This is a genomic window from Leuconostoc mesenteroides subsp. mesenteroides (assembly GCA_009676745.1).
In the GTDB taxonomy this organism is placed as follows: domain Bacteria; phylum Bacillota; class Bacilli; order Lactobacillales; family Lactobacillaceae; genus Leuconostoc; species Leuconostoc koreense.
In genome coordinates this window covers 752,369-774,220 of sequence record CP046062.1, presented here as the reverse complement: position 1 = coordinate 774,220, position 21,852 = coordinate 752,369, and the positions used below count along the sequence as shown (strand labels likewise).

22 protein-coding genes and 1 tRNA gene are annotated in these 21,852 nt (G+C 38.0%); 3 read left to right on the top strand and 20 right to left on the bottom strand.

Annotated features, from left to right (window positions below; genetic code table 11):
- Window positions 1-8: 8 nt before the first annotated feature.
- The 12 genes from accB to metG form a co-directional block, all read right to left on the bottom strand.
- A complete protein-coding gene (accB, locus tag GJV51_03975) occupies window positions 9-467 on the bottom strand; it encodes an acetyl-CoA carboxylase biotin carboxyl carrier protein (GenBank protein QGM25162.1) in 459 nt (152 codons plus the stop codon).
- Between the two features lie 3 nt (window positions 468-470).
- A complete protein-coding gene (gene fabF / locus GJV51_03970; GenBank protein QGM25161.1) occupies window positions 471-1,733 on the bottom strand; it encodes a beta-ketoacyl-ACP synthase II in 1,263 nt (420 codons plus the stop codon).
- Window positions 1,734-1,854: 121 nt separating this feature from the next.
- Complete coding sequence (locus tag GJV51_03965; protein ID QGM25160.1) at window positions 1,855-2,586, bottom strand: SDR family oxidoreductase; 732 nt, start codon at window positions 2,584-2,586, stop codon at window positions 1,855-1,857.
- Between the two features lies 1 nt (window position 2,587).
- On the bottom strand, window positions 2,588-3,526 hold the full coding sequence (locus tag GJV51_03960) for an acyltransferase domain-containing protein (protein ID QGM25159.1): 939 nt from the start codon (window positions 3,524-3,526) through the stop codon (window positions 2,588-2,590).
- Window positions 3,527-3,584: 58 nt separating this feature from the next.
- A complete protein-coding gene (locus GJV51_03955) occupies window positions 3,585-4,550 on the bottom strand; it encodes an enoyl-[acyl-carrier-protein] reductase FabK (protein ID QGM25158.1) in 966 nt (321 codons plus the stop codon).
- Between the two features lie 51 nt (window positions 4,551-4,601).
- The gene (locus GJV51_03950; GenBank protein ID QGM25157.1) at window positions 4,602-4,841 is read right to left on the bottom strand and encodes an acyl carrier protein; all 240 of its coding nucleotides are present in this window, start codon (window positions 4,839-4,841) and stop codon (window positions 4,602-4,604) included.
- Between the two features lie 75 nt (window positions 4,842-4,916).
- Window positions 4,917-5,888, bottom strand: a complete 972-nt coding sequence (fabH, locus tag GJV51_03945; GenBank protein ID QGM25156.1) for a beta-ketoacyl-ACP synthase III — start codon at window positions 5,886-5,888, stop codon at window positions 4,917-4,919.
- A gap of 11 nt (window positions 5,889-5,899) precedes the next feature.
- Window positions 5,900-6,358, bottom strand: a complete 459-nt coding sequence (locus GJV51_03940; GenBank protein QGM25155.1) for a MarR family transcriptional regulator — start codon at window positions 6,356-6,358, stop codon at window positions 5,900-5,902.
- The gene (gene fabZ, locus GJV51_03935; GenBank protein ID QGM25154.1) at window positions 6,351-6,797 is read right to left on the bottom strand and encodes a 3-hydroxyacyl-ACP dehydratase FabZ; all 447 of its coding nucleotides are present in this window, start codon (window positions 6,795-6,797) and stop codon (window positions 6,351-6,353) included. Before fabZ ends, GJV51_03940 begins: the two co-directional genes overlap by 8 nt.
- 135 nt (window positions 6,798-6,932) lie before the next feature.
- Window positions 6,933-7,742 (bottom strand): phosphohydrolase, encoded by an 810-nt coding sequence (locus GJV51_03930; protein QGM25153.1) that lies wholly within the window; start codon window positions 7,740-7,742, stop codon window positions 6,933-6,935.
- A gap of 205 nt (window positions 7,743-7,947) precedes the next feature.
- Window positions 7,948-8,967 carry a type I glyceraldehyde-3-phosphate dehydrogenase gene (gene gap / locus GJV51_03925; GenBank protein QGM25152.1) on the bottom strand — a complete coding sequence of 340 codons (1,020 nt, stop codon included), beginning with the start codon at window positions 8,965-8,967 and terminating at the stop codon, window positions 7,948-7,950.
- A gap of 338 nt (window positions 8,968-9,305) precedes the next feature.
- On the bottom strand, window positions 9,306-11,414 hold the full coding sequence (gene metG / locus GJV51_03920) for a methionine--tRNA ligase (GenBank protein ID QGM25151.1): 2,109 nt from the start codon (window positions 11,412-11,414) through the stop codon (window positions 9,306-9,308).
- A gap of 237 nt (window positions 11,415-11,651) precedes the next feature.
- Between metG and GJV51_03915 the strand changes: the two genes are divergently transcribed.
- Window positions 11,652-12,305 carry an HD domain-containing protein gene (locus tag GJV51_03915; GenBank protein ID QGM25150.1) on the top strand — a complete coding sequence of 218 codons (654 nt, stop codon included), beginning with the start codon at window positions 11,652-11,654 and terminating at the stop codon, window positions 12,303-12,305.
- 75 nt (window positions 12,306-12,380) lie between these two features.
- The gene (locus GJV51_03910) at window positions 12,381-13,250 is read left to right on the top strand and encodes a DNA-entry nuclease (protein QGM25149.1); all 870 of its coding nucleotides are present in this window, start codon (window positions 12,381-12,383) and stop codon (window positions 13,248-13,250) included.
- Between the two features lie 46 nt (window positions 13,251-13,296).
- Here GJV51_03910 and GJV51_03905 read toward each other — a convergent pair whose 3' ends face one another.
- On the bottom strand, window positions 13,297-14,307 hold the full coding sequence (locus GJV51_03905; GenBank protein ID QGM25148.1) for a SidA/IucD/PvdA family monooxygenase: 1,011 nt from the start codon (window positions 14,305-14,307) through the stop codon (window positions 13,297-13,299).
- Window positions 14,308-14,445: 138 nt separating this feature from the next.
- Here GJV51_03905 and GJV51_03900 point away from each other — a divergent pair, with 138 nt between their 5' ends.
- Complete coding sequence (locus tag GJV51_03900; protein QGM25147.1) at window positions 14,446-15,402, top strand: nucleoside hydrolase; 957 nt, start codon at window positions 14,446-14,448, stop codon at window positions 15,400-15,402.
- A gap of 78 nt (window positions 15,403-15,480) precedes the next feature.
- Here GJV51_03900 and GJV51_03895 read toward each other — a convergent pair whose 3' ends face one another.
- From GJV51_03895 to GJV51_03865, 7 genes are all read right to left on the bottom strand, one after another.
- Window positions 15,481-16,722: a glutamate-5-semialdehyde dehydrogenase gene (locus tag GJV51_03895; GenBank protein QGM25146.1), complete on the bottom strand. Its 1,242-nt coding sequence runs from the start codon at window positions 16,720-16,722 to the stop codon at window positions 15,481-15,483.
- A 4-nt stretch (window positions 16,723-16,726) separates the two neighbouring features.
- Window positions 16,727-17,515, bottom strand: a complete 789-nt coding sequence (proB, locus tag GJV51_03890) for a glutamate 5-kinase (protein QGM25145.1) — start codon at window positions 17,513-17,515, stop codon at window positions 16,727-16,729.
- Between the two features lie 69 nt (window positions 17,516-17,584).
- Window positions 17,585-18,232 (bottom strand): AAA family ATPase, encoded by a 648-nt coding sequence (locus GJV51_03885; protein ID QGM25144.1) that lies wholly within the window; start codon window positions 18,230-18,232, stop codon window positions 17,585-17,587.
- A gap of 98 nt (window positions 18,233-18,330) precedes the next feature.
- Window positions 18,331-19,092: a D-alanyl-D-alanine carboxypeptidase family protein gene (locus GJV51_03880; protein QGM25143.1), complete on the bottom strand. Its 762-nt coding sequence runs from the start codon at window positions 19,090-19,092 to the stop codon at window positions 18,331-18,333.
- Between the two features lie 67 nt (window positions 19,093-19,159).
- Window positions 19,160-19,232 (bottom strand) — tRNA-Lys (locus tag GJV51_03875).
- Window positions 19,233-19,613: 381 nt separating this feature from the next.
- Window positions 19,614-20,480, bottom strand: a complete 867-nt coding sequence (locus GJV51_03870) for an ROK family protein (GenBank protein ID QGM25142.1) — start codon at window positions 20,478-20,480, stop codon at window positions 19,614-19,616.
- A gap of 100 nt (window positions 20,481-20,580) precedes the next feature.
- A complete protein-coding gene (locus GJV51_03865) occupies window positions 20,581-21,846 on the bottom strand; it encodes a sucrose-6-phosphate hydrolase (protein QGM25141.1) in 1,266 nt (421 codons plus the stop codon).
- Between the last annotated feature and the right edge of the window lie 6 nt (window positions 21,847-21,852).

Sequence of the window (21,852 nt, the reverse complement as noted above, 5' to 3'; positions counted from 1 at the left end):
AATGATAATTAATCTGTTGTTATTCTATAGAGTGGCTTATTGTAGTCCACTACTTCTTCGTTAGCAACTAGTATTTCAGCTACTGTTCCGCTGACTTCACTATGAATTTCTGTCATTAATTTCATCGCTTCAATCACAGCAACCGTTTCCCCGACTGAAACTTTGTCACCAACTTGTTTAAACATTGGTGCATCAGGTTTTGGTTGCAAATATACTGTTCCAACCATAGGCGCAACAATCTCTGTTCCTGCTTTAGGCTCTTCGGATTCTGCTGCTACTTGTGTTTGCTCCGGTGCAATAGCGTTGGGAACAGTGGCCTGTGTTTGAACTGGCGTGTTCACGACTGATTCACTTTTGTTCTTTGATAAATGTAAACTGAATTCGCCATCAATAACTTTGAATTCGCGTAAAGAACTGTTTTCTAGATCAGCAATCAATCCACGAATTTCCTCAATATTTAAACTCATCAATTACACTCCTTCGTGCCATTTCTTAAATACAATGACAGCATTGTGACCACCAAACCCATAGTTAGCACTCATGACATATTCAGGTGCCTGATGCTTATTTTCTTGATCAACTAAATTAACAACCTTAGTATCTTCATCTTGTTCATCAATACCAACGTTTACCGGTAATTGACCGCGTGTCAATGAACCTACAGAGACCAAAGCTTCGATAGCGCCAGCGGCACCCAGCAAATGACCAGTCATTCCTTTTGTTGACGAAACAGGTACTGTATTTTCTCCAAACACGGTAGCAATAGCATGCGCTTCACCCGAATCATTTGCTCCTGTCGCTGTTCCATGAGCATTAATATATGAAATTTGATTTGCTTCCAAATTAGCATCGTTCAATGCATCACGAATTGCACGCGCGGCACCTTCACCATCTGGAGATGGCGATGTCATGTGATATGCATCGGATGATGCACCATAACCAACTAATTCAGCAAGAATATGCGCACCACGTGCTTGTGCATGTTCTAGACTTTCAATAACCAAAATTCCTGAACCTTCGCCCAAAACAAATCCATGGCGATTCTTATCAAAAGGCTTTGAGGCTTGCGTTGGATCTTCTTCCTTAGATAATGCAGTTAGGGCTGCGAATCCAGCAATACCAATTTCATTAACTGTTGCTTCTGAACCACCGGTTAACATGACATCGGCTTTACCAGATTGAATACGCCAGAAAGCTTCACCAATCGCATTTGTTGCTGAAGCACAAGCTGTAACGATTGTTGAATTAATACCCTTTGCACCAAAACGTAATGAAACATTCCCTGATACCATGTTGGGAATTGATTCAGGAACAAACAATGGACTAACACGTTGCGGTCCCTTATCGTGCATCTTTATTACTTGCTCTTGGATAGTAGTCAAACCACCAATACCATTACCCAAAATCACACCGAAGCGAGTAGGATCAGCAACAGTGGTTGGTACTTCAGCACCTTCTTCTGCCTTTAAACCTGCATTTGTCAACGCTTGATCCGCAGCATCAATCGCATATTGTGAAAACAAATCCATCTTACGTGCATCACGCTTACCAACACGAGCTGCAGGATCAAAACCATCAACCTGCCCTGCTACGGTGATTCCTGTCTCTGATGCGTCAAACTTTGTAATTGGTTTAATACCAATTTTCTCATTGAAAATACCGTCCAAGAAAGACTGTGTATCGTTTCCTAATGGCGTTACTGCGCCAAGTCCTGTAATTACTACGCGTGTCATAATATTAAGAGCGTGGACGGACACTGATTAAAAACATCATATTAATGAATTTAAATCAGATATCCGAGGACGCATTTCCTTTCTTCATGTTCTCAGTGCTTTAACATTAATACATTAAGCATTAAATGTATAACCCACCATCAACTGTAATTGTTTGACCTGTAATATAATCATTACCTGCCAAGAATAATGCTACATCTGCAATTTCCGAAGCTTCACCAAAACGAGATAATGGAATATTTTTTAGAATCTCTTCTTGCGTCTTTTCTGGCAAAGCCCCTGTCATATCTGAAACAATCATACCGGGGGCAATCGCATTTACTCGGATATGGCGACGCGCACCTTCTTTAGCTAGAGTCTTCGTCAAGCCGACCAAACCAGCTTTTGATGCAGAGTAATTTGCTTGACCCATATTACCCATCAATCCAACAACAGAGGCTAGATTAATAATCGCACCATGCTTTTGGCGAATCATCTTTTTAAATACAGGTTGTGTCACATTAAAAGTACCATTTAAGTTGACGTTAACAACCTGTGCAAAATCTGCTGGGGTCATTGCAATAGCCAGCTGATCCTTCGTAATACCAGCATTATTAATTAATATGTCAATGCCTGAAAAGTTTTCTTCCTTGTATAATGCTTTTAAACTCGCTTCGGCTGCTTCCGCATCAGCAATATCAAACTGTAATGTTTTTGGTTCTGACTTAAACTCCGCCAAAGTTGCCGGACTAATTTCTGAACGTGCATGTAAAATAACATTTGCTCCTGCAGCATCAAATGCCTTCGCAATCGCGAGTCCTATACCACGTGATGATCCTGTTACTAAAACAGTTTTGTCTGTAAAATTTGCCATGTTATACCTCTTCTGCTGTGAGCAGTTCTTTTACTTCATTAAAGCTTTCTAAATCCTTAATAGCGTATCTTTTCACATCCTTAGGAGCAATTTTCTTAGCAAACTTAATCAATGTATCTGAAGGGCCAACTTCAATAAAAGTATCAACACCTGCATCTAACATTTTTCTCATCGCTTGCGCAAAATATGTTGGCGATACAATTTGTTTAGTCAATGTTTCATGGAGATCCGTGCTAATAAACGGTTCACTCGTTGTATTGGAATAAACAGGATATTTCACATCTTCAAATTCTTCAGTTGACAATCGCTCCGATAATTGAACAGCAGCATCTTTCAATAATGGTGTGTGAAATGCACCAGAAACTGGCAAATCAATTGTACGTTTGATACCAGCCGCTTTCAATGCTTCTGTAGCCTCATCAACATCAGCAGCAATTCCGCCAATAACCAGTTGAGCAAACGTATTATAGTTTGCTGGGAAAACTTGCTTTCCTTTGGCCTGCAATTGTGCTAAAACGGATTCAATGAGCTCTTGATCCTCACCCATAATTGCAGCCATCTTACCAGGATTTGCGTCTCCAACTGTTTGCATATATTGCCCACGATCTTTGATAATAGCAACAGCTTGTTCAAAATCCATTGCTCCAGCTGCAGTCAGCGCGGAATACTCGCCTAAACTCAATCCTAGAGCAGCGACCGGATGCTGCAAAGCACTCCCCACAGCATTCACAATAGCATTACTCATAGATACGATAGCAGGTTGTGCATATTGCGTTTGTGCAATTTTATCAGCATCTTTCATCACGTCAGATAAATCATATCCTAAAATTTCAGAAGCTCGGTCGATTGTTGCTTTATACTCAGGAAGTGCTTCATATAAATCTGTACCCATGCCAGCTTGCTGTGCGCCTTGCCCACTGAACAATAATCCAATTTTCATGTTAAACCCCATATACTATATATAAATAACGACACCCAAAATCAAGCGGATTCTTTACTTATAATGTTGTGTTTTCAAAACCCATTAAGTCAGTGGCTTGCGCCCAAATATCAGACAAGATATCAGCTGCAGGCTTCTCATCCTTAATCAAGCCAGAAATTTGACCGGCCATAAATGCACCGCCTTCTTTATCACCTTCTTGAACAGCACGACGCAAGGTACCAGATTCAAGTTTTTCAATGGCTGCAGCATCTGGCTTCTCTTTTTGTAATTCGTTTACTTCATTTTTGACAAATGCCTTTGCCATTTTATTTTTCAAAACACGTGCACGATTACCAAGTAAATTACCCGTAACAATGGTATCAATATCTTTAGCTTTAAGTATTTTTGACTTAAAATTAGGATGAACTTCTGATTCAGTAGCTGTCAAGAACCTTGTACCCATTTGTGCACCAGCGGCACCAAGCATAAACGCAGCTGCGACACCACGCCCATCCCCAATACCTCCGGCGGCAATTACTGGAATATCAACTGCATCGGCTACTTGCGGTACTAATGTCATCGTAGTCAGCATACCAATATGCCCACCTGACTCCATACCTTCAGCAATAACGGCGTCAACACCTTTCTTTTCCATCATACGCGCTAATGAAACCGAGGGAACGACAGGCATTACTATAATACCAGCAGCATGTAACTCATCCAAAAAAGGCGATGGGTCTCCTGCTCCAGTTGCAACTACAGCAACTTTTTCTTCGATAATAACATCAAAAACTTCTCGAATATGACGACTTAATAACATGACATTAACGCCAAAAGGCTTATCTGTCAAAGCTTTTGCACGTCTGATTTCTTTACGAACATCATCACCATGCCAATAACCTGTGCCGATAAAGCCAAGCCCACCAGCCTCTGAAATAGCAGCTGCCAACGCACCTGTTCCAGCCCATGTCATCCCACCTTCAATAATTGGGTATTTCATGCCTAATTTTTCAAAAATAGGGTTCATCGTTTTAACTGTCATGTTCTTCATCCTCAAAAATTATGTTATGTACGTGACAAAATGTCACCTAAATTATGCTGCTAATTGTTCTTTAATCTTATCAACTAAGTCTTGAACAGTCTTGATATCTTCAGCAACAGCCAACTTAATATCGAAATCATCTTCAACACGGTTCAAAACTTCAAACAAGTCCAATGAATCGGCGTCAATGTCATTTGTTAAGTCTGTTGTTAATGAAACTTCATTTTCTTCTAAGTCAAATTGATCAACCAAAATTTCTTTTGTCTTGTCAAAAATTTCTGCGTCTGTCATGAGTGTTTTTCTCCTAAAATCTGTTTTATGTATTTTCGTTAGATTTTTACGGTGCAGCCGACTACACCGATAGATTTAAATTTTCCAAATTTGTGCGCCGACCGTTAAGCCACCACCAAAACCAGCAAAGGCAACAGTTTGACCAGCATGAATTTTATTAGACTCTATCAATTCATCTAATAAAATACCGATACTTGCTGCACTAGTGTTCCCATTTGAAGCCATATTAGTTGGGAACTTGGACATGGGCTGCCCAAACCGTTTAGCAATGGAAGATACAATACGTGAGTTTGCCTGATGTAGCAAATAATAATCAACATCATCAGCCGTAACTTGAGCTGCCTCTAAAGCTGCTTGAAGGGCTTCGGGCACTTCGCGAGTTGCAAAACTGTACACTTCCCGACCATTTTGATGAAAATAAGGGTCTAGTGGACTAATATCTTCTGAAAATGGGTTTGTATTGGCAAACCTACCAGCTATCAAATTGTCACCTTTTGCACCAAAAGTTCTCAGCTCTTCGCCTAAAAGTCCAACATTATCCTGTGTTCGTTCCACAAGTACCCCTGCGGCACCATCACCAAACAAAACTGCTGTAGTTCGGTCATTCCAATCAACTAATTTTGATAGCACTTCTGCACCGATAATTAATCCACGTTGATAGCGTGACATTAACAGACTTGAAGCGACACTCAATCCATAAACAAAACCAGAGCAAGCTGCGCTCAAATCAAACGCGAACGCATTAGTAGCACCAATGTTCCCCTGAACAATTGCTGCTGTGCTTGGTGATAGGCTGTCCGGTGACATTGTACTAACAATGATAAAATCAATACTTTCTGCTGAAACACCACTTTTTGCCAATATTTTCTTTGCCACTTCACTAGCCAAATCACTAGTATTTTCTGTTGTCACGATGTTACGCTGGTGAATCCCGGTTCGAGTATAGATCCATTCATCATCAGTTTCCATCATTGTACTGAGCTCTTGATTCGTCACTTGTCGACTTGGAATTTGACGTGCTGAAGCAACGATTTTCAATTGTTCCATAATTCCCCTCTTTAATGATTAATTATCTGTGCTAAATAGCTAACCAAATTATGGATCGCTTGCTTGACAACGCTCACGTCTTTTGGTGACATATTTTTTACCAGATTATGTGTTAAATCCCTGTGGAATGCTTGATGAGCACGGTAAACAACACGGCCCTTATGCGTTAATCCTAATCGTACCACACGCCTATCTTTACTAGAACGGCGTCGCTCAACATATCCTTTTTCAACCAACTTATCGATGGCCGCTGTCATCGAACTTGGTGTCAAATGAATAATCTTGGCTACCTGTGAAGCGCTTTTTTCATCATACATTGAAATAGCCTCAATGGTGTGCATGTCTTTTAAGGTTATATCAGAGAAGTAACTCCGCTTTAGAGTAGTTTCTTCTATCCACATGACATTATTAAATACACTAACCAGTTCAGTATTTATTTGTTCAAAGTCAGTTGTAATTGCTTCATTCATCTTTTTCATCTGGCGCCACAACAAACATCAACTCGGCTGATGTAGCTGTTTTACCATCGACTTTGGCTTCAACTAACACACTACCCATGTTAGCACGTAGCTTACCAAATGTGACATGTAATTTCAATACATCGCCTGGCTTAACCATTCTCTTAAATTTAGCGTTGTCAATTCCTGTCATGTAAGCTGTCTTACCTTGAAATTGAGGTGATGACAAAATCAAAATCGATGCTGCCTGAGCTAGTGACTCAATGATTAAAACACCTGGCATCACTGGATTACCAGGAAAATGTCCTTGAAAAAACTGTTCGTTAATGGTTACGTTTTTGACAGCGACTATTGATTCATCTGGGACCATTTCTTCCACATAATCCATATAAAGAATAGGATAACGATTGGGAATTAGATCCATAATTTCTGTTGTTGTAAGAACTGGCATGATTGATTCCTTTTTTAAATACTTTGATAATCGAAATATCTGATAGTCAAAATATTATCATAATTTATTTCGATTGTCAAAGTATTCTAAAATCGTAGTGTTTCCTTAATAAATAAAAAACACCTTTTCGGTGTTTTAAAATTCAAGTACAACTAGTCTTTTTTGCCATTCTGTTAGAAAATCGTCACTTGCCCATTCGTGAACACGTTCAGTACTATATCCTACAGCAGCATTATAATAAACATTGTTACCGAATTTTAACGGTGCGGGATGTAAATGTAAATGTCCTGTAATTGTTGCGATAGTATATGATTGATCAACAGCTTGACCAATTCTCGAACTACCAAGGAAGGCATTTGCTATATCCAATCGTGTGTTCCCATTTGGAAAGCGCTTAATATAATCTTCACGTGGTACAAAATGGCTCACAACTATAGTCTGTTTATTACCCGCAGCCAACAACTGATCCTTAATTTGTTTTAGGTTAATATTAAAACGCTCTTTATCAGTTATTGGTTGTTTAATACGTCGGTCATACCAAAGGCTATTTTTAAACGATTGAATTTCTTTTTCTGTATAGTCATTACCGACAAAACTATAATCATACCAACCATTATTACCAATAAGTCGGATATCATCAGTTAAGTCAATATACTTGTTATGAAAATACAACTCGTCGATATCACTTTCAAGCTCTTCATATGTAACATTTTTACCCATATCATGATTCCCAGCCAAAAAACGAATGGTCAATTTGTTTTTTACTAGGTCTTGCATATTGCGAGCAAATGCTAAAGATTGCTTAAAGTCATTAAACAAATCACCGGCAATCACGTAAACGTTCACATTTTTGTTCAACAAATAGAGTGCTTGTGCCCGCATAGCACGTTCAACATTAATTTTATTTAAATCAAAATGATTATCAGACGAAAATGCAATTTTCACAAATAGAACTCCTGTTCGATATTTGAATAAAGTATATCATATTTTTTACTATAAGTACCCATACATAACCATTTATTTAAGATTTACTTACCCCCTTTCAGAAAATATACATAACAGAATAATTTACAATAAAAAAAACACACCGAAGTGTGCTTTCTAAATATTATGATTTAATACACTAAGAGGTAAAACAGAATAATCTATCTTACAAAGTAGCGAAATGCAACAATGTACGGATCATGTTTGAAGTGAAACCGTATTCGTTGTCGTACCAAGCAGCAACTTTAACCAATTGTTGTCCTTCACCAGCAACAACTTCAGTTTGTGTTGGATCGAAGACAGTACCATGTGTATCATTGATGATATCAGTAGATACCAATCCGTCACCATTGTAACCAAATGAATCTGATTCGTACTTCTTCATAGCTGCGTTAACTTCTTCAACTGTAACGTCCTTCTTCAAGACTGCAGTCAATTCAGTAATTGAACCATCAGGAACAGGAACACGGATAGCTGAACCAGTCAACTTACCATCCAATGAAGGAACAACCATGCCAATAGCCTTAGCGGCACCAGATGAGTGTGGCAATGAGTTTGAAGCTGCATCACGGTTAGCTTGACGCTTTGCGAACTTAGCTGACTTAGGACCATCTTGCAAACTTTGTGAAGCTGTGTAAGCGTGCACTGTCAACATCAATCCAGTCTTAACACCAAATTCTTGTTCCAATACGTTAGCAATTGGAGCCAATGATTGCGTTGTGCATGAACCAGCAGAAACGATCTTGTCGTCTGCAGTCAAGATGTCTTGGTTAACACCGTAGACAACTGTAGGAACTGCACCGGCTGGAGCTGAAACCAATACCTTCTTGGCACCTGCATCCAAGTGAGCTTGTGACTTTTCTGCTGAAGTATAGAAACCAGTAGCTTCCAATACGTAATCAACACCATCGTTAGCAACCCACTTCAAGTCAGCAGCGTTACGTTCTGAGTAAACAGCATAGTGCTTACCATTAACAATAATACCTGTGTCGTCTGATGAAACCTCAGCGTTCAAAGTACCATGAATTGAATCATACTTAAGCAAGTATGCCAACATGTCTGGGCTTGTCAAATCGTTGATAGCAACAACTTCAATATCTGAAGCCTTGTCTGACAACTCAAGAATACGACGGAAGGCCAAACGACCAATACGTCCAAATCCGTTAATACCAATCTTAACAGTCATGTGTTTTAGATCCTCCAAAAATTTTTGACTTTAGTCAACACCATTATTATAGCACAAAGTGCATTTTTGAGCGAGTGTAGCTGTTTAATATATCATTTTGTTTTTTTCTTAACATGAGTGTAGCTAGTACGCCCATTAGTTTTAAAATTTATAGCATGACTTCTGAGTTAATCTAATGATCTAATATGATCAATAAATCACATTAACAGGCTTACATTCTATTTTTTTCTCATTTGAATGCCTTTAGGAGTTATCATAGTTGTTAAAAATATTATATTTTGAACAAAGATTTTTCATTACATCAAAGAAAAAAGCAGCTCCGAAGAGCTGCTCTTTGATTATTCGATTCCTGAACCTGGTTCAATTGAATCTGGCAATATCGTTACAGTAACAATATCGTTCTTCTCAGCAGACAAAATCATCCCCTCAGAAAGTTCACCAGCCATTTTTCTTGGCTTCATGTTAGCAACAATAGCTACCGTTTTACCTACCAAAGCAGCAGGATCTGCATACCATTTCCGAATACCCGACAAAATTTGGCGTGGTTTCCCTGATCCATCATCAAGTGTAAACTTTAATAATTTCTCAGATTTAGCAACAATTTCTCCTGCCGTAATTTTAGCAGCTAAGATTTCAACTTTATCGAAATCGTCATAAGTAATCAAATCCTTAGTTGGCGCTACATGAGCCGCTTCTTTTGCTGCCTCTTTAACCGCACGTCCTTTGCCTTTTGTATCTTTTGAAACCAAACCTGAAATAAAGGCAACTTCTTCCTCAACATCTTGGCGTGGGAAAATTGGTTCACCTTTCTTGGCAACATGACCACCAGTTGGTAACTTACTGAATGTCAAACCTGCAATAGCAACACCTTTGTCAGAATAATCCAATCCCAATTGATCAAAAATCTTCTTTGGTGCTTGCGTTAATACTGGCTGTAACAAAACAGCAGTAACTCTTAATGCACCAGCCAAGTGCGCCATTACGCTAGACAAAACTTCCTTTTCATTTTCATCTTTTGCTAGCACCCATGGCTGTGTCTCATCAATATACTTATTTGCACGACGGATGATTTTCCAAACATTTTCAAGTGCATCAGCAGTACGTAATTCTTTAAAGTTTTTGTTGTATTCAACTATGGCATCTTCTACAGTTCGAACCAAGTCTTCATCAAAAGCAGTCTTGCCTGTTAGTAGTTCGGGAATAACCCCATCCACATATTTATTAATCATGGCCACCGTACGATTCAACAAATTACCTAAGTCATTAGCTAAATCATAGTTAACACGTGCCACAAAATCTTCAGGTGTAAATACACCATCATTACCAAATGGCATTGAACGCAACAAATAATAGCGAACCGCATCTAGACCATAACGTTTTTCAAGCACTTCAGGATAAATTACATTACCCTTTGATTTAGACATCTTACCGTCTTTCATCACAAGCCAGCCATGACCAACCACTGATTTAGGCAACTCTAATCCCAATGCATGCAACATAATTGGCCAATAAATAGTATGGAAACGAACAATTTCTTTTCCAACAAGTTGAACATTTGCGGGCCAAAACTTATCAAATAAGGTTGTGTCGTCCGAATTATAACCTAGAGCAGTAATATAATTAGCTAATGCGTCAATCCAAACGTAAATGACATGTTTTTCATCTCCTGGTACTGAAATACCCCAGTTAAATGATGTACGTGTCACTGCCAAATCTTCCAGACCTGGTGCAATAAAATTATTAATCATCTCGTTCATTCGTGCTTCTGGCTGAATAAACTCTGGATGTGTTTTGTAATAATCCAATAACCAATCAGCATATTTACTCATCTTGAAGAAGTAGGCTTCTTCTTTAACAAGTTCTACTTCGTGTCCTGATGGTGCTTTACCACCAATTACTTTGCCCGCATCATCATGATAGACTTCGGCTAATTGAGATTCTGTAAAGTACTCTTCATCAGAAACAGAGTACCAACCTTCATACTCACCTTTGTAAATGTCTCCATTTTCTAGTAATTGCGTAAAGATTTTAGCGACTGCTTTTTCATGACGGTCTTCAGTCGTACGGATAAAATCGTCATATGAAATATCCATTAGCTTCCACAAGTCTTTAATTTGCTTCGCCATACCATCAAGAAAAGCTATTTCAGATATACCTGCAGCCTCGGCTTTTTGTTGGATTTTTAATCCATGTTCATCTGTACCTGTTAAAAAATAAACATCTTCACCCAGCAAGCGGTGGTAACGTGCTGCTGCATCAGCGAGTACCGTTGTATAAGTGTTTCCCAATTGTAACTTACCAGATGGATAATAAATTGGTGTGGTAATATAAAAGGTCTTATCCTTTTTCACTGAAAATTGTTGCTCTGCCTTTGAAAACTTGTCATAAATGACAGCCGAATCCGTGTGATTTCCAGTGTTAAACAAAATGTTATTTGGTTCTGACATATGAGTCTTCCTCTTTCTTTAAAACGCCCAACTTTATTGTTCGTTTGAGCGTGTCTTTTACCGTATGAGGTAAAGTTATATTAAAATAATTATAACTAAAATTAATATGTTTTCATAGAGAACAACGCTGATTTTTTAAGGTTTTATTTGAAACGCAGTATTTTTTGAACTTAAAAGTACTGCTATAGTTTAAACTTATAAATATAGTATCAAAATAAAGTTAAGGAAATATGAATAATGGAAAAGTTAGCACTAATTGAGCATTACATGAAAGATATACTTAGCCAAGATAAAACTGGACATAGCACTGATCACGTTGAACGTACTTTATCTCTGGCAAATAAAATTCTGGTTCACGAAGACAAAGCCGATTCATTTATAGTGCGCGCTACTGTTCTCTTGCATGATGTCTATGATGATAAGTTATATGAAACCGATGATGCAGTACTTACTGCAAAAAATCAAACAATTTCATTTTTATTATCAATAGGTGTTGAACCAAAAACCATTGATGAGATAATTTACATTATAGACAATATGTCTTGGTCTAAATCTCTTGATGGTGCTAAACAACTAACACTAAATGGTCAAATCGTGCAAGATGCTGATCGATTAGAAGCAATGGGCGCCATTGCTATTACCCGAGCCATTACCTATGGTGTCGTTAAGAATCGCATACTATATGATCCAACGATTCCGCCACGTATTGCTAGAGATAAAACAGAATATAGAAATGATAAGAGTACCACAATTAATCATTTTTATGAAAAATTATTACGTATCCAAGATAAACTAAACACAGATACCGCTCGGCAAATATCTGATAGTCGTCAACAATTTATGTTGTCCTTTCTCGAACAGTTCAAAGCTGAATGGGAATTAAAACGTTGATTTTTATCATCGTCTTTGTTGATGCTTTGGTGTAGCATAAATGTTATGATATAAGAACTTGAAAGAGAGAAAATCATGGCACGAAAACGCACGTATAGACGTAAAAGTAAACCACAAAATAAGATATTATCCCTTCTGATTCTAGTTGTTGTTGCTGGATTTTATTTGTGGCAAAATTATCAATCGACACATACTTCTATTGAAACATCTCATCCAACGGTAACTGCTCAGTCTGACCAAGCTCTACTTAACTTAAAATGGGATGGCACGCTTGATGGTGATATTGTTCATATTAACGACAATAAAGCGACTTTCACAGACGATCAAATGAAAGAAACTTTTCCAAGTCAAGCATCTAAGCTCAATCCAGTTGATGGGCTAAGCCTCTCAGCCCTTGATTCGTTAGGCCGTTCACAACAAGGAAATTTCGTGGCCAGTAAGTCAGCCATATCAAAAGTTACTAAACGACCAGATCGTATTCCCTACACTGTCCGCCCATCCGGTTGGTTTATCAACGATCGCTATGATGGTACCAAGTGGGTTGGTGGCTATCATGATAATCCTAACGTTAAATTGGGTAACGGTATGCAAGCGCTTTGGAATAAATCTCACATTGTGGGCTATCAATTTTTCGGGTTACCCACTATGGTCACAGAGAACATGATTACAGGCACACGTGTTGAAAATGCCTATCCAGGTCAGCTCGTCCCTGAAAATGATATTCGTAATGCAATCCAAAACAACCCAACTATTACGGTCCGTGCACAAGTCACACCTCTTTACGTTGGCGATGAGCGCCTTGCTCGTGGTGTTCACTATATGGCTAAATCAGTTGAAGATAACGGTAAAACTTTGAACTTAAACTATTGGATTTTTAACGTACAGCCAGGTATTGAAATTGATTATGCTACAGGAAAAGCAACTATTTTAGATTCCGCTAAGTAGCTTAAAAAAAGTAGTAGATGATATACTTCATCTACTACTTTTTTACTTATGTCAGCTTACCATCTTGAATAACCATTGAGCTCGAATGCCCTGGACCACGTCGCTGAGGATCAAAGAATTGAATTGCAGCATTCACTGCCGTTGGTGCTTCACCAAATCCAACAGCAATTAAATCTGCTTTCCCTTCATAATGGCTAGCATCCCCAATAGCAAAAACACCGGGTATCGTTGTCTGCATTGTTTGATCGACGGAAAATGCTTGTCCTTTATTTTCTGGTTGTATATCCCAACCATGCACAGTTTTATTTTCAGAAATAAAACCATAATTAATAATTAAATCATCAACACAAATATCATTAGTTACCTGGTCATTCTTCACTTGTGCTAGCGTGATTTTTAATTTACCATCACTTTGTTTTTCAATCTGTGATACTTTTTTTGGTGTTTCTTTGATAACTGATGATTGATTCAGTTGTTTCACACTTTGCTCCATCGCACGAAATTGGTCCCGACGGTGAATAATTCTTGTAGAATGGGTAAATTCATTCAGCATCGTAGCCATATCGATAGCAGAATCACCACCACCAGCAATCGCTACATCATGATTATCAAAATCATGTTTATTCGTTACAAAATAGTGAATTCCTTGGTCAAGCAGTTCATCAACACCCGACACCTGCATTTTGCGTGGTTCAAAAGACCCCTTACCAGTTGTAATGATGATGGTTTTGGCTTGAAACGACAAACCATTGTCATTACTCACTGTGAATAAGTCGCCTGTTTTCGTCACATTAGTCACAGTTGTTGAAGTTTTGATATCAACTGGAAATAACTTCATTTGCTCAGCCAATGAATCAATCAATGCTGATCCTTTAATTCCTGTGAAACCAGCAACATCAAGAATCTTTTTCTCAGGGTATAACGATGTTACTTGACCGCCAAGTGTTGCTAAACTTTCAACTAAAACTGCTTTCGTATCACGTAATCCAGCATAGAACGCTGTAAACATGCCAACTGGGCCACCCCCGATGATTGCTACATCATATAACTCTGTCATTTGAATATTCTCCGATTTTACTTTATTGCAACGTTATTCTAACATTGCGTTAATTTAAAACAAAAATAGCTTTCGTCCGTTATAATTAATATATATTACGATTTGGAGGAAATGTGCGTCTGCACACAATAATAATTTATGGCTACTAAAAAAATGATTCTTGATCTAGATACTGGCGTGGATGATGCTCTAGCGCTCGCCTACGCTGTAGCTGATCCAAATGTCGATTTAATTGGCATTATCTCTAGTTATGGTAACACACTTGTTGAAACAGCTGCACAAAATTCATTGAATTTATTACATTTACTTGGTGTCGATGATGTTCCTGTATTTATTGGTGCTAGTCATTCAAGTACAACCAACAGTTTTGAAGTTATGCCTATTTCGCAACTGATTCATGGTAAAAATGGCGTAGGTGAAATTACTTTAGAAACTGCACCAAGACAAGTTGAAACACAGTCAGCTGTTGATTTTTTAATTGAATCTGCTCATCAATATAGAGAAAATTTAATTTTCATTCCAACTGGTCCTCTCACTAATTTGGCAGCAGCTATTGAGAAAGATCATGAAGTGGCTACTTTGATTGGTAATACAACGTTAATGGGCGGTGCTCTGACTGTACCTGGTAACGTAACGCCTTTTACTGAAGCAAACATTCATCAAGACCCTGAAGCAGCTGACTTTGCTTTCGTTCATCAACAAAATTTAACAATGGTTGGCCTTGATGTGACCCTCCGCACACTGCTAACGAAAAAAGAAACTGCAGCATGGCGTGCCCTAGGATCTTTAGCCGGACAAAAATTTGCTGACTTAATGGATTTCTATATTGATGCCTACGCTAACCTAAACATCAATAAAAATGGTGCTGCTCTCCACGATCCACTAGCCGTTGCAGTTGGAATTGATCCTAGCTATGTTACATCAATTGCCTTAGCTATGCGCGTAACATACGATAAAGAGAGTGGTGATTATGGCCGTACAATCGGCGATAAAGAGAAACTTTTAACACCAACAACTAGTAAAGCTGCGGTTTTAGTTGATTCAAAAAGATTTGTTCAAGATTTTCAAAATCTAATGCTCACTGTACTTCAATAACATAAAAATGATCCACCATACGACACCAAAATAAGTTGTCCGTATCGTGGATTATTTTTTTGGACAAAAACACTTTGTTTATTCTCTAATTTGTCCTTCGCCAAATACTTCATACTTAATTGTAGTTAACGCACTTAGTCCCATTGGTCCACGTGCATGAAGCTTTTGTGTAGAGATACCAATTTCTGCGCCAAATCCAAATTCAAAGCCATCAGTAAAACGGCTTGAAACGTTCTGGTAAACAACAGCAGCATCAACAGTATTCATAAAATCAGTAACATGATTAAGATTCTCACTAATAATTGTTTCTGAGTGATGTGTTGTGTGGTCATTAATCCAGGTAATTGCTTCATCGTTATCGTGAACAATTTTGATAGCCATGATTAAATCATTATACTCAGTATCCCAATCTTCAGCATTTGCGCTACTTATTCGACCATCTATACTGCAGGCTTTTTGGTCGCCACGTAACGCCACACCAGCAGCTAGTAGATTATCGACAATCTTTGGTAAAAATTCACCCGCAATTGTCTCATGAATTAGTAACTTTTCGGCAGCATTACAAACTGCGGGCTTTTGTGTTTTAGCATTATGAATAACACGAATAGCTTCATCTTGCTTAGCACTCTCGTCCACAAATATATGTGTATTCCCTGCACCCGTTTCAATAACCGGTACTGTTGCATTTTTTACAACAAAATCAATAAACTGACCTGAACCACGCGGAATTAATACATCAACATAGTCACGCATATTCAGTAATATGTTAACAGACTCGTGTGTTGTATCCGTGACTAATTGTATTATATCTGGGTTTAAATGATGTTTACGTAGCACATCACGCAATATACTCGTTAAGATGATATTTGACTCGATAGCTTCTTTACCACCGCGCAAAATGACAGCATTACCTGATTTAAAAGCTAATGCGGCTGCATCGACAGTCACATTCGGGCGTGCCTCAAATATCATAGCCACAACCCCTAGTGGTACTGTCTTTTTTATAATTTTGAATCCTGTATGGTTTTTCCAACTGTCATAAGGGCCTGCCAAAGGATCAGCCAACTTAGCAACCGCTGATAGCGATGCCGCGATACTGCTAATTGTTGTCTGATCAAGCATCAATCGATTACGCATCGGACCTGATAGTTGGGTAGCTGCATCTAAATCTTTTTTATTAGCGGTCACAATTTTTTGCCAGTTAACTATCAAAGCTGACGACATATCCAATAATATTTGATTACGGATTTCTACTGACAAATTAGCGACATCAGCGGTCACCAATTTGGCGCGCTGACCAATTTGTTCTACTGTGCTCATAGCTTCATTCTCCTTGAAATAGTGTCCCCACTTGTTTACCAGCTATTACTTCTAAAATCAAGGCGGGATTATTGCCATTAATTAACACCATTTTACCACCACTTTTCATCACAAATTCACCAGCAGCAAGTTTTGTGCTCATCCCACCTGTTCCTAAACCGGAAGTCGATCCGGTGGCGCTCATACGAATATCATCAGTAATTTCCGTCACTTTATCAATAGCTTGTGCAAATTCATCAATATTCGGATTAGACGTGTACAACGCGTCAACATCACTCAAAATAATGAGCCCGTCAGCACCAATTTCACGTGTCACAATCGCGGCTAGGCGGTCATTATCGCCAAATGAATGTTGATGATCAAGCTCATCAACTGCAATCACATCATTTTCATTAACAATGGGAATAACATGTTGTGCGAACATCATTTCAACGGCATTCATTGTATTTTCAAGCATCACTTTATTGTCGAACACATCATATGTCAATAAAACTTGTCCAACTAGTTGCTGATAAAATGCAAAACTTTGGTTGTACAATGACATCAAGTATCCTTGACCAATAGCAGCTAGTGCTTGTTGTTGCGGAATCTCTTGTGGCCGTTTTTGCAGATTCATCTGATCCAATGCAACACCAATTGCTCCAGAGGTAACTAATAAAATTTCATGACCAGATTTTTGTAAACTGGAGAGTGTTTGTGCCAACCGATTGACGACTGGGTAATTAATTTGTCCATCACGATTAACAATTGTGCTCGTGCCGACTTTAATAACAATTCTATGCCAACTACTCATTATATATTCCTTAGTTAATTTTAATTATTATATCAAAAAAATCCCTAACTTCAAAAGTTTCGGGATTTTTCAAAATGATAGTACACCAGTTTGTGCTAATTTTGCATCAATCATATCCAAAACTTTTGCACCTGACTCTTCATTTTCCACAAAATCAAAATGGTCACCATCTATCTGAATTTTTGGTGATCGATCGTACGCAGCGAACCAATCATCATAACGTGAATTAAGTTCTTTGTAGTAGTCATATAATCCTGGATTAGCTTCAACTTGTTCAAATGAGCGACCACGCTTTTTAATTCTTGCAAGCATCGTATCAAAACTAACACGAACATGAATTAATAAATCAGGGTCTTTAGACGTTACACTACCTGGGATTTCAGCCATCATATTATTAACCAATGACTGATATATATCTACCTCTGTTTGCGTTGCACGGTTCAAATCGGCTGTCAATTGGAATAACAAAGCATCTTCAAAAATAGAACGATCTAAAATATTTTTGGCATCCACTTGGGCTTTTTTTATTTGTTCTAGTCTTTTGTTTAGAAAATAAATTTGTAGCAAAAAACCATACTTCTTAGGGTTTTGGTAAAATAATGGCAAAATTGGGTTATCATCAACACTTTCGTAAAACGCCTGTGAATCTAAATGTTTTGCCAACATTTTCGTTAAACTCGTTTTTCCAGCGCCAATGGTGCCTGATAGTACAATCATGCCATTTCTCCTCAGTTTCAAATAAAAATATTACTAATATAGTATATCAAAATTACATTGTTCCTGCTGAACAATTATTTTGATTGTCAAACCATATATCATTTCTCAGCTTTTTGTAAAGTTTGAATATATTTTTCTAGTGTGATGTGATGATTAGTGATATACGTTGCATTCGACACACCGACGTATCTGAAATGCCAAGATTCATAGTCAATTCCCGTTTCCTTTATAGACTGACTATCACTTGGGTAACGTAAAATAAATCCATATTCCGGTGCATGTTTGATTAACCACTGTTGTGACTTGAATTGATCCATGCCTGCTTCTAAAGAAGGATAGGCTGCCAAGGCGTCATTACCTGCTAAATCAACTGCTTGTCCTGTTTGGTGTTCTGAGGATCCAGGCACCTGAATTACAGACTCAGTTAATTTTTTGGCCTCTACCGTACTCATACCATTTATTTCATATTGACTAATTGAATTATTATAAACAGTTGTCTGGTATGCAATAGAACGATACCCCGATACTAAAGTAGTCGCGTAGCCAGCCTTTTGAGCTGCTGAACGGAAATTTGCAAGAGCTTGTGCGATTCGTTGATCAATGGTGTTACCATCGACAGTGAACTTCGTAAAGTTCAATTCTGTTTGATAGGAATGGCTTTTATTAACTAATAATAAATCCCAATCTGTCGTTTTTATACCTTTTGGTATATCATTTCTTTTTTCTACAGAAGATTCTTTAGCAAACTTACCTGTGTTTTTGATAGGTTGCTTAGTAATAAAAAAACAAATAGTAGCCACAATAATCAACACAATTAAAAGCAAATATTTTTTAACCTTCTTTCCAGCATTTCGTTCCATTCTTCCTCTCCCCAATATTTATAATTAAAACAAAAACCAGTAAACAAAGTTTACTGGTTTTATATAATGGTCAGCCAGGGGCTCGAACCCTGGACCCACGGATTAAGAGTCCGTTGCTCTACCAACTGAGCTAGCTGACCATTTTTCGTATTTCACAACATAAAATATCTTATCACATTTTTCGATAACGTGCAACATAATATATAATTATTATAAAAATCTAACTAAAAAAGGCACGATGGACTAGCACGTCCATCGTGGCCTTTTATTGAGAGAGAATATGAGTTATTTATAGTCACGTGGGAGATCATGACTCGGCTTTCTTAAGCCGTAATGTTTTGTGCCTCTGATGTGATGCTCATCAGTTATTCCGCTTATACGATTCAACCCTCCAGGTTATAATTTATCGAATGATACATTTCACTTCAACTTGGCTTGTTGTTTGAGATAACTTGCTTTGTTGATGTTTATAATATAACGTTCGTAAATTAAATTCATATAAACTGAAGATAAAGTGAAAATTAAAGTAATGTTTTTGCCAAATAGAAGCAACCTAGTATGCCGGCATTATCGCCATTAGCAACTGGCACGATGTATTCATCCAAATCAGGAACTGCTAAATAGTCACTCATTTGTTCAGCGAAACTTTCGCGAATTAATGGGAATAAGATTTCACGATGTGGTACACCACCACCAAAAACAATTTTTTCAGGGCGTAAAATCATTGTGTAATCAAGTGCTGCTTGAGCAAGATAAAAGGCTTCAATTTTCCAAGCAATATCATCATCTGGAATTTCTTTAGCACTACGTCCCCAACGTTCTTCAATTGCTGGACCAGCAGCCAAGCCTTCTAAACAGTTATCACCATGAAATGGGCAATGACCTTCATACTTATCAAGAGGGTGCTTTTGTAAGAAAATATGTCCTGCTTCAGGATGTCCATATCCAACAACTAGCTTACCACTAGAGACGATACCGGCACCGACACCAGTACCAACTGTTAAATAAACCATGTTATTAACATCTTTAGCTGCACCAGTTTCAAACTCAGCCCATCCAGCACCATTAACATCAGTAGTCCAATAGTAAGGAATATCACGCCATTCTTTCATCGCACCCAGAAAGTCATATCCTGACCATCCACGCTTTGGTGTATCTAAAACATGACCATATGTTGTTGATCCTTCCACAATGTCAATTGGTCCGAATGCTGCAATCCCAATAGCATCAATATTGTCAAACTTATCAAAAAAAGCGATGACTTGCTCTACTGTTTTTTGACCATCAAGCGTAGGAAATGATGTTCTCTCAACAATATTATAATCGTGGTCCGCAACAGCGACCACAAATTTCGTTCCACCTGCTTCAATTGCTCCTAATAAACCCATAATTTAATTGCTCCTTTTTCACGAAATCATCGTGTTTGTGTTAGACGTTAACCAGTTACTATACTTACATTGTAATCGTTTACACAAATATTTTCAATACTTAAAAATAGCGTGCCGTCATGACTGATTGATTATTGTTTGTAAACACTTCGATAATGTCTGCATCAACAATCAATAGTGCATGATCAATATCTCCTACAATTTGTCGTTTTTCAATTTCACCACTCTCCCACTGACGTCGTGATAAAATCAGTCGATTTTCATTTCGGGTTAGCGTCATATTTTCACCAAAAGATACTGACCAATTGTCGTGAGAATCAATTGTATATTGACCCACATCAACAGCATCAAAATCTGTTAAAGGTGTTGTATGCAAAATTTCTGCAATGGGTGTCTGTGTCAAAAGGCCATCTGGCGTTACGTGCAATTCCCGTGGAACTGTCAACACATGAACCCAATTGTTGCTAGCAATTGTTGGCGTCGAAGCCTCACGTTCTGGTGTCATCATACCAGCCCATCCCCACATTATTTTGCGTCCCTCATGGGTATGCATGGTTTGTGGTGCATAAAATTCGAATCCCTTGTCAACTTCTTTGAATGAAGTTTCCGGTTTAAAATGCAACGTCTCTTCATCAAAAGTACCGACGACATAACCGGTATTATGAATGTTTTGATAGCGATAATTCTCTTCATCCGCTGGTAATCCTTGCGGTGAAAACATTAGAATCTGCTTACCATCTATCTCAATTAAATCTGGACATTCAATCATGTAGCCACGAATATCAGTCAATTCCCCTTCAATAAGCGAACCATGTAATTGCCACTGACTAAAGTTTTCTGATTCATAAATGAGAATATCTCCTATATTGTCATTTGATCGTGCACCTACCATCAAATAATATCGACCATTTTTCCCTTGCCAAACTTTAGGATCTCTAACATCTTTTGTAAAACCTTCTGGATGAGGGAATAGTTCACCAAGTTTTTCAAAGTGAATCCCATCTTCACTCACGGCCCACATCTGATGAGACGCCACACTTTGGCCAGATTCATCACGGACATTGCCTGTATAGAAGACATATAGCTTATCATCTTTAACGAATGCTGTACCAGAATATATGCCAGCTGAATCCAGATTTGAAAGAGAAGGCTTTAAAGCAGTTTCTAAACGAGTCCATGTTTTCAAATCGTTGGAAACAAAATGCCCCCATTCCTTATATTTGTGGTTACAAGCATGTGGATTCCATTGAAAAAACACATGATATTGTCCCTTAAAATATACAAGTCCATTTGGATCATTTAATAAACCTTGTGTTGGATATAAATGATATTTTTCAAAGTGATTGATGTCATCTTTAATAAGCATGAATTA

Coding starts and splice junctions, on each gene's coding strand:
- accB (QGM25162.1), bottom strand. CDS start 467: ATGAGTTTAAATATTGAGGAAATTCGTGGATTGATTGCTGATCTAGAA.
- fabF (QGM25161.1), bottom strand. CDS start 1,733: ATGACACGCGTAGTAATTACAGGACTTGGCGCAGTAACGCCATTAGGA.
- GJV51_03965 (QGM25160.1), bottom strand. CDS start 2,586: ATGGCAAATTTTACAGACAAAACTGTTTTAGTAACAGGATCATCACGT.
- GJV51_03960 (QGM25159.1), bottom strand. CDS start 3,526: ATGAAAATTGGATTATTGTTCAGTGGGCAAGGCGCACAGCAAGCTGGC.
- GJV51_03955 (QGM25158.1), bottom strand. CDS start 4,550: ATGACAGTTAAAACGATGAACCCTATTTTTGAAAAATTAGGCATGAAA.
- GJV51_03950 (QGM25157.1), bottom strand. CDS start 4,841: ATGACAGACGCAGAAATTTTTGACAAGACAAAAGAAATTTTGGTTGAT.
- fabH (QGM25156.1), bottom strand. CDS start 5,888: ATGGAACAATTGAAAATCGTTGCTTCAGCACGTCAAATTCCAAGTCGA.
- GJV51_03940 (QGM25155.1), bottom strand. CDS start 6,358: ATGAATGAAGCAATTACAACTGACTTTGAACAAATAAATACTGAACTG.
- fabZ (QGM25154.1), bottom strand. CDS start 6,797: ATGCCAGTTCTTACAACAACAGAAATTATGGATCTAATTCCCAATCGT.
- gap (QGM25152.1), bottom strand. CDS start 8,967: ATGACTGTTAAGATTGGTATTAACGGATTTGGACGTATTGGTCGTTTG.
- metG (QGM25151.1), bottom strand. CDS start 11,414: ATGTCAGAACCAAATAACATTTTGTTTAACACTGGAAATCACACGGAT.
- GJV51_03915 (QGM25150.1), top strand. CDS start 11,652: ATGGAAAAGTTAGCACTAATTGAGCATTACATGAAAGATATACTTAGC.
- GJV51_03910 (QGM25149.1), top strand. CDS start 12,381: ATGGCACGAAAACGCACGTATAGACGTAAAAGTAAACCACAAAATAAG.
- GJV51_03905 (QGM25148.1), bottom strand. CDS start 14,307: ATGACAGAGTTATATGATGTAGCAATCATCGGGGGTGGCCCAGTTGGC.
- GJV51_03900 (QGM25147.1), top strand. CDS start 14,446: ATGGCTACTAAAAAAATGATTCTTGATCTAGATACTGGCGTGGATGAT.
- GJV51_03895 (QGM25146.1), bottom strand. CDS start 16,722: ATGAGCACAGTAGAACAAATTGGTCAGCGCGCCAAATTGGTGACCGCT.
- proB (QGM25145.1), bottom strand. CDS start 17,515: ATGAGTAGTTGGCATAGAATTGTTATTAAAGTCGGCACGAGCACAATT.
- GJV51_03885 (QGM25144.1), bottom strand. CDS start 18,232: ATGATTGTACTATCAGGCACCATTGGCGCTGGAAAAACGAGTTTAACG.
- GJV51_03880 (QGM25143.1), bottom strand. CDS start 19,092: ATGGAACGAAATGCTGGAAAGAAGGTTAAAAAATATTTGCTTTTAATT.
- GJV51_03870 (QGM25142.1), bottom strand. CDS start 20,480: ATGGGTTTATTAGGAGCAATTGAAGCAGGTGGAACGAAATTTGTGGTC.
- GJV51_03865 (QGM25141.1), bottom strand. CDS start 21,846: ATGCTTATTAAAGATGACATCAATCACTTTGAAAAATATCATTTATAT.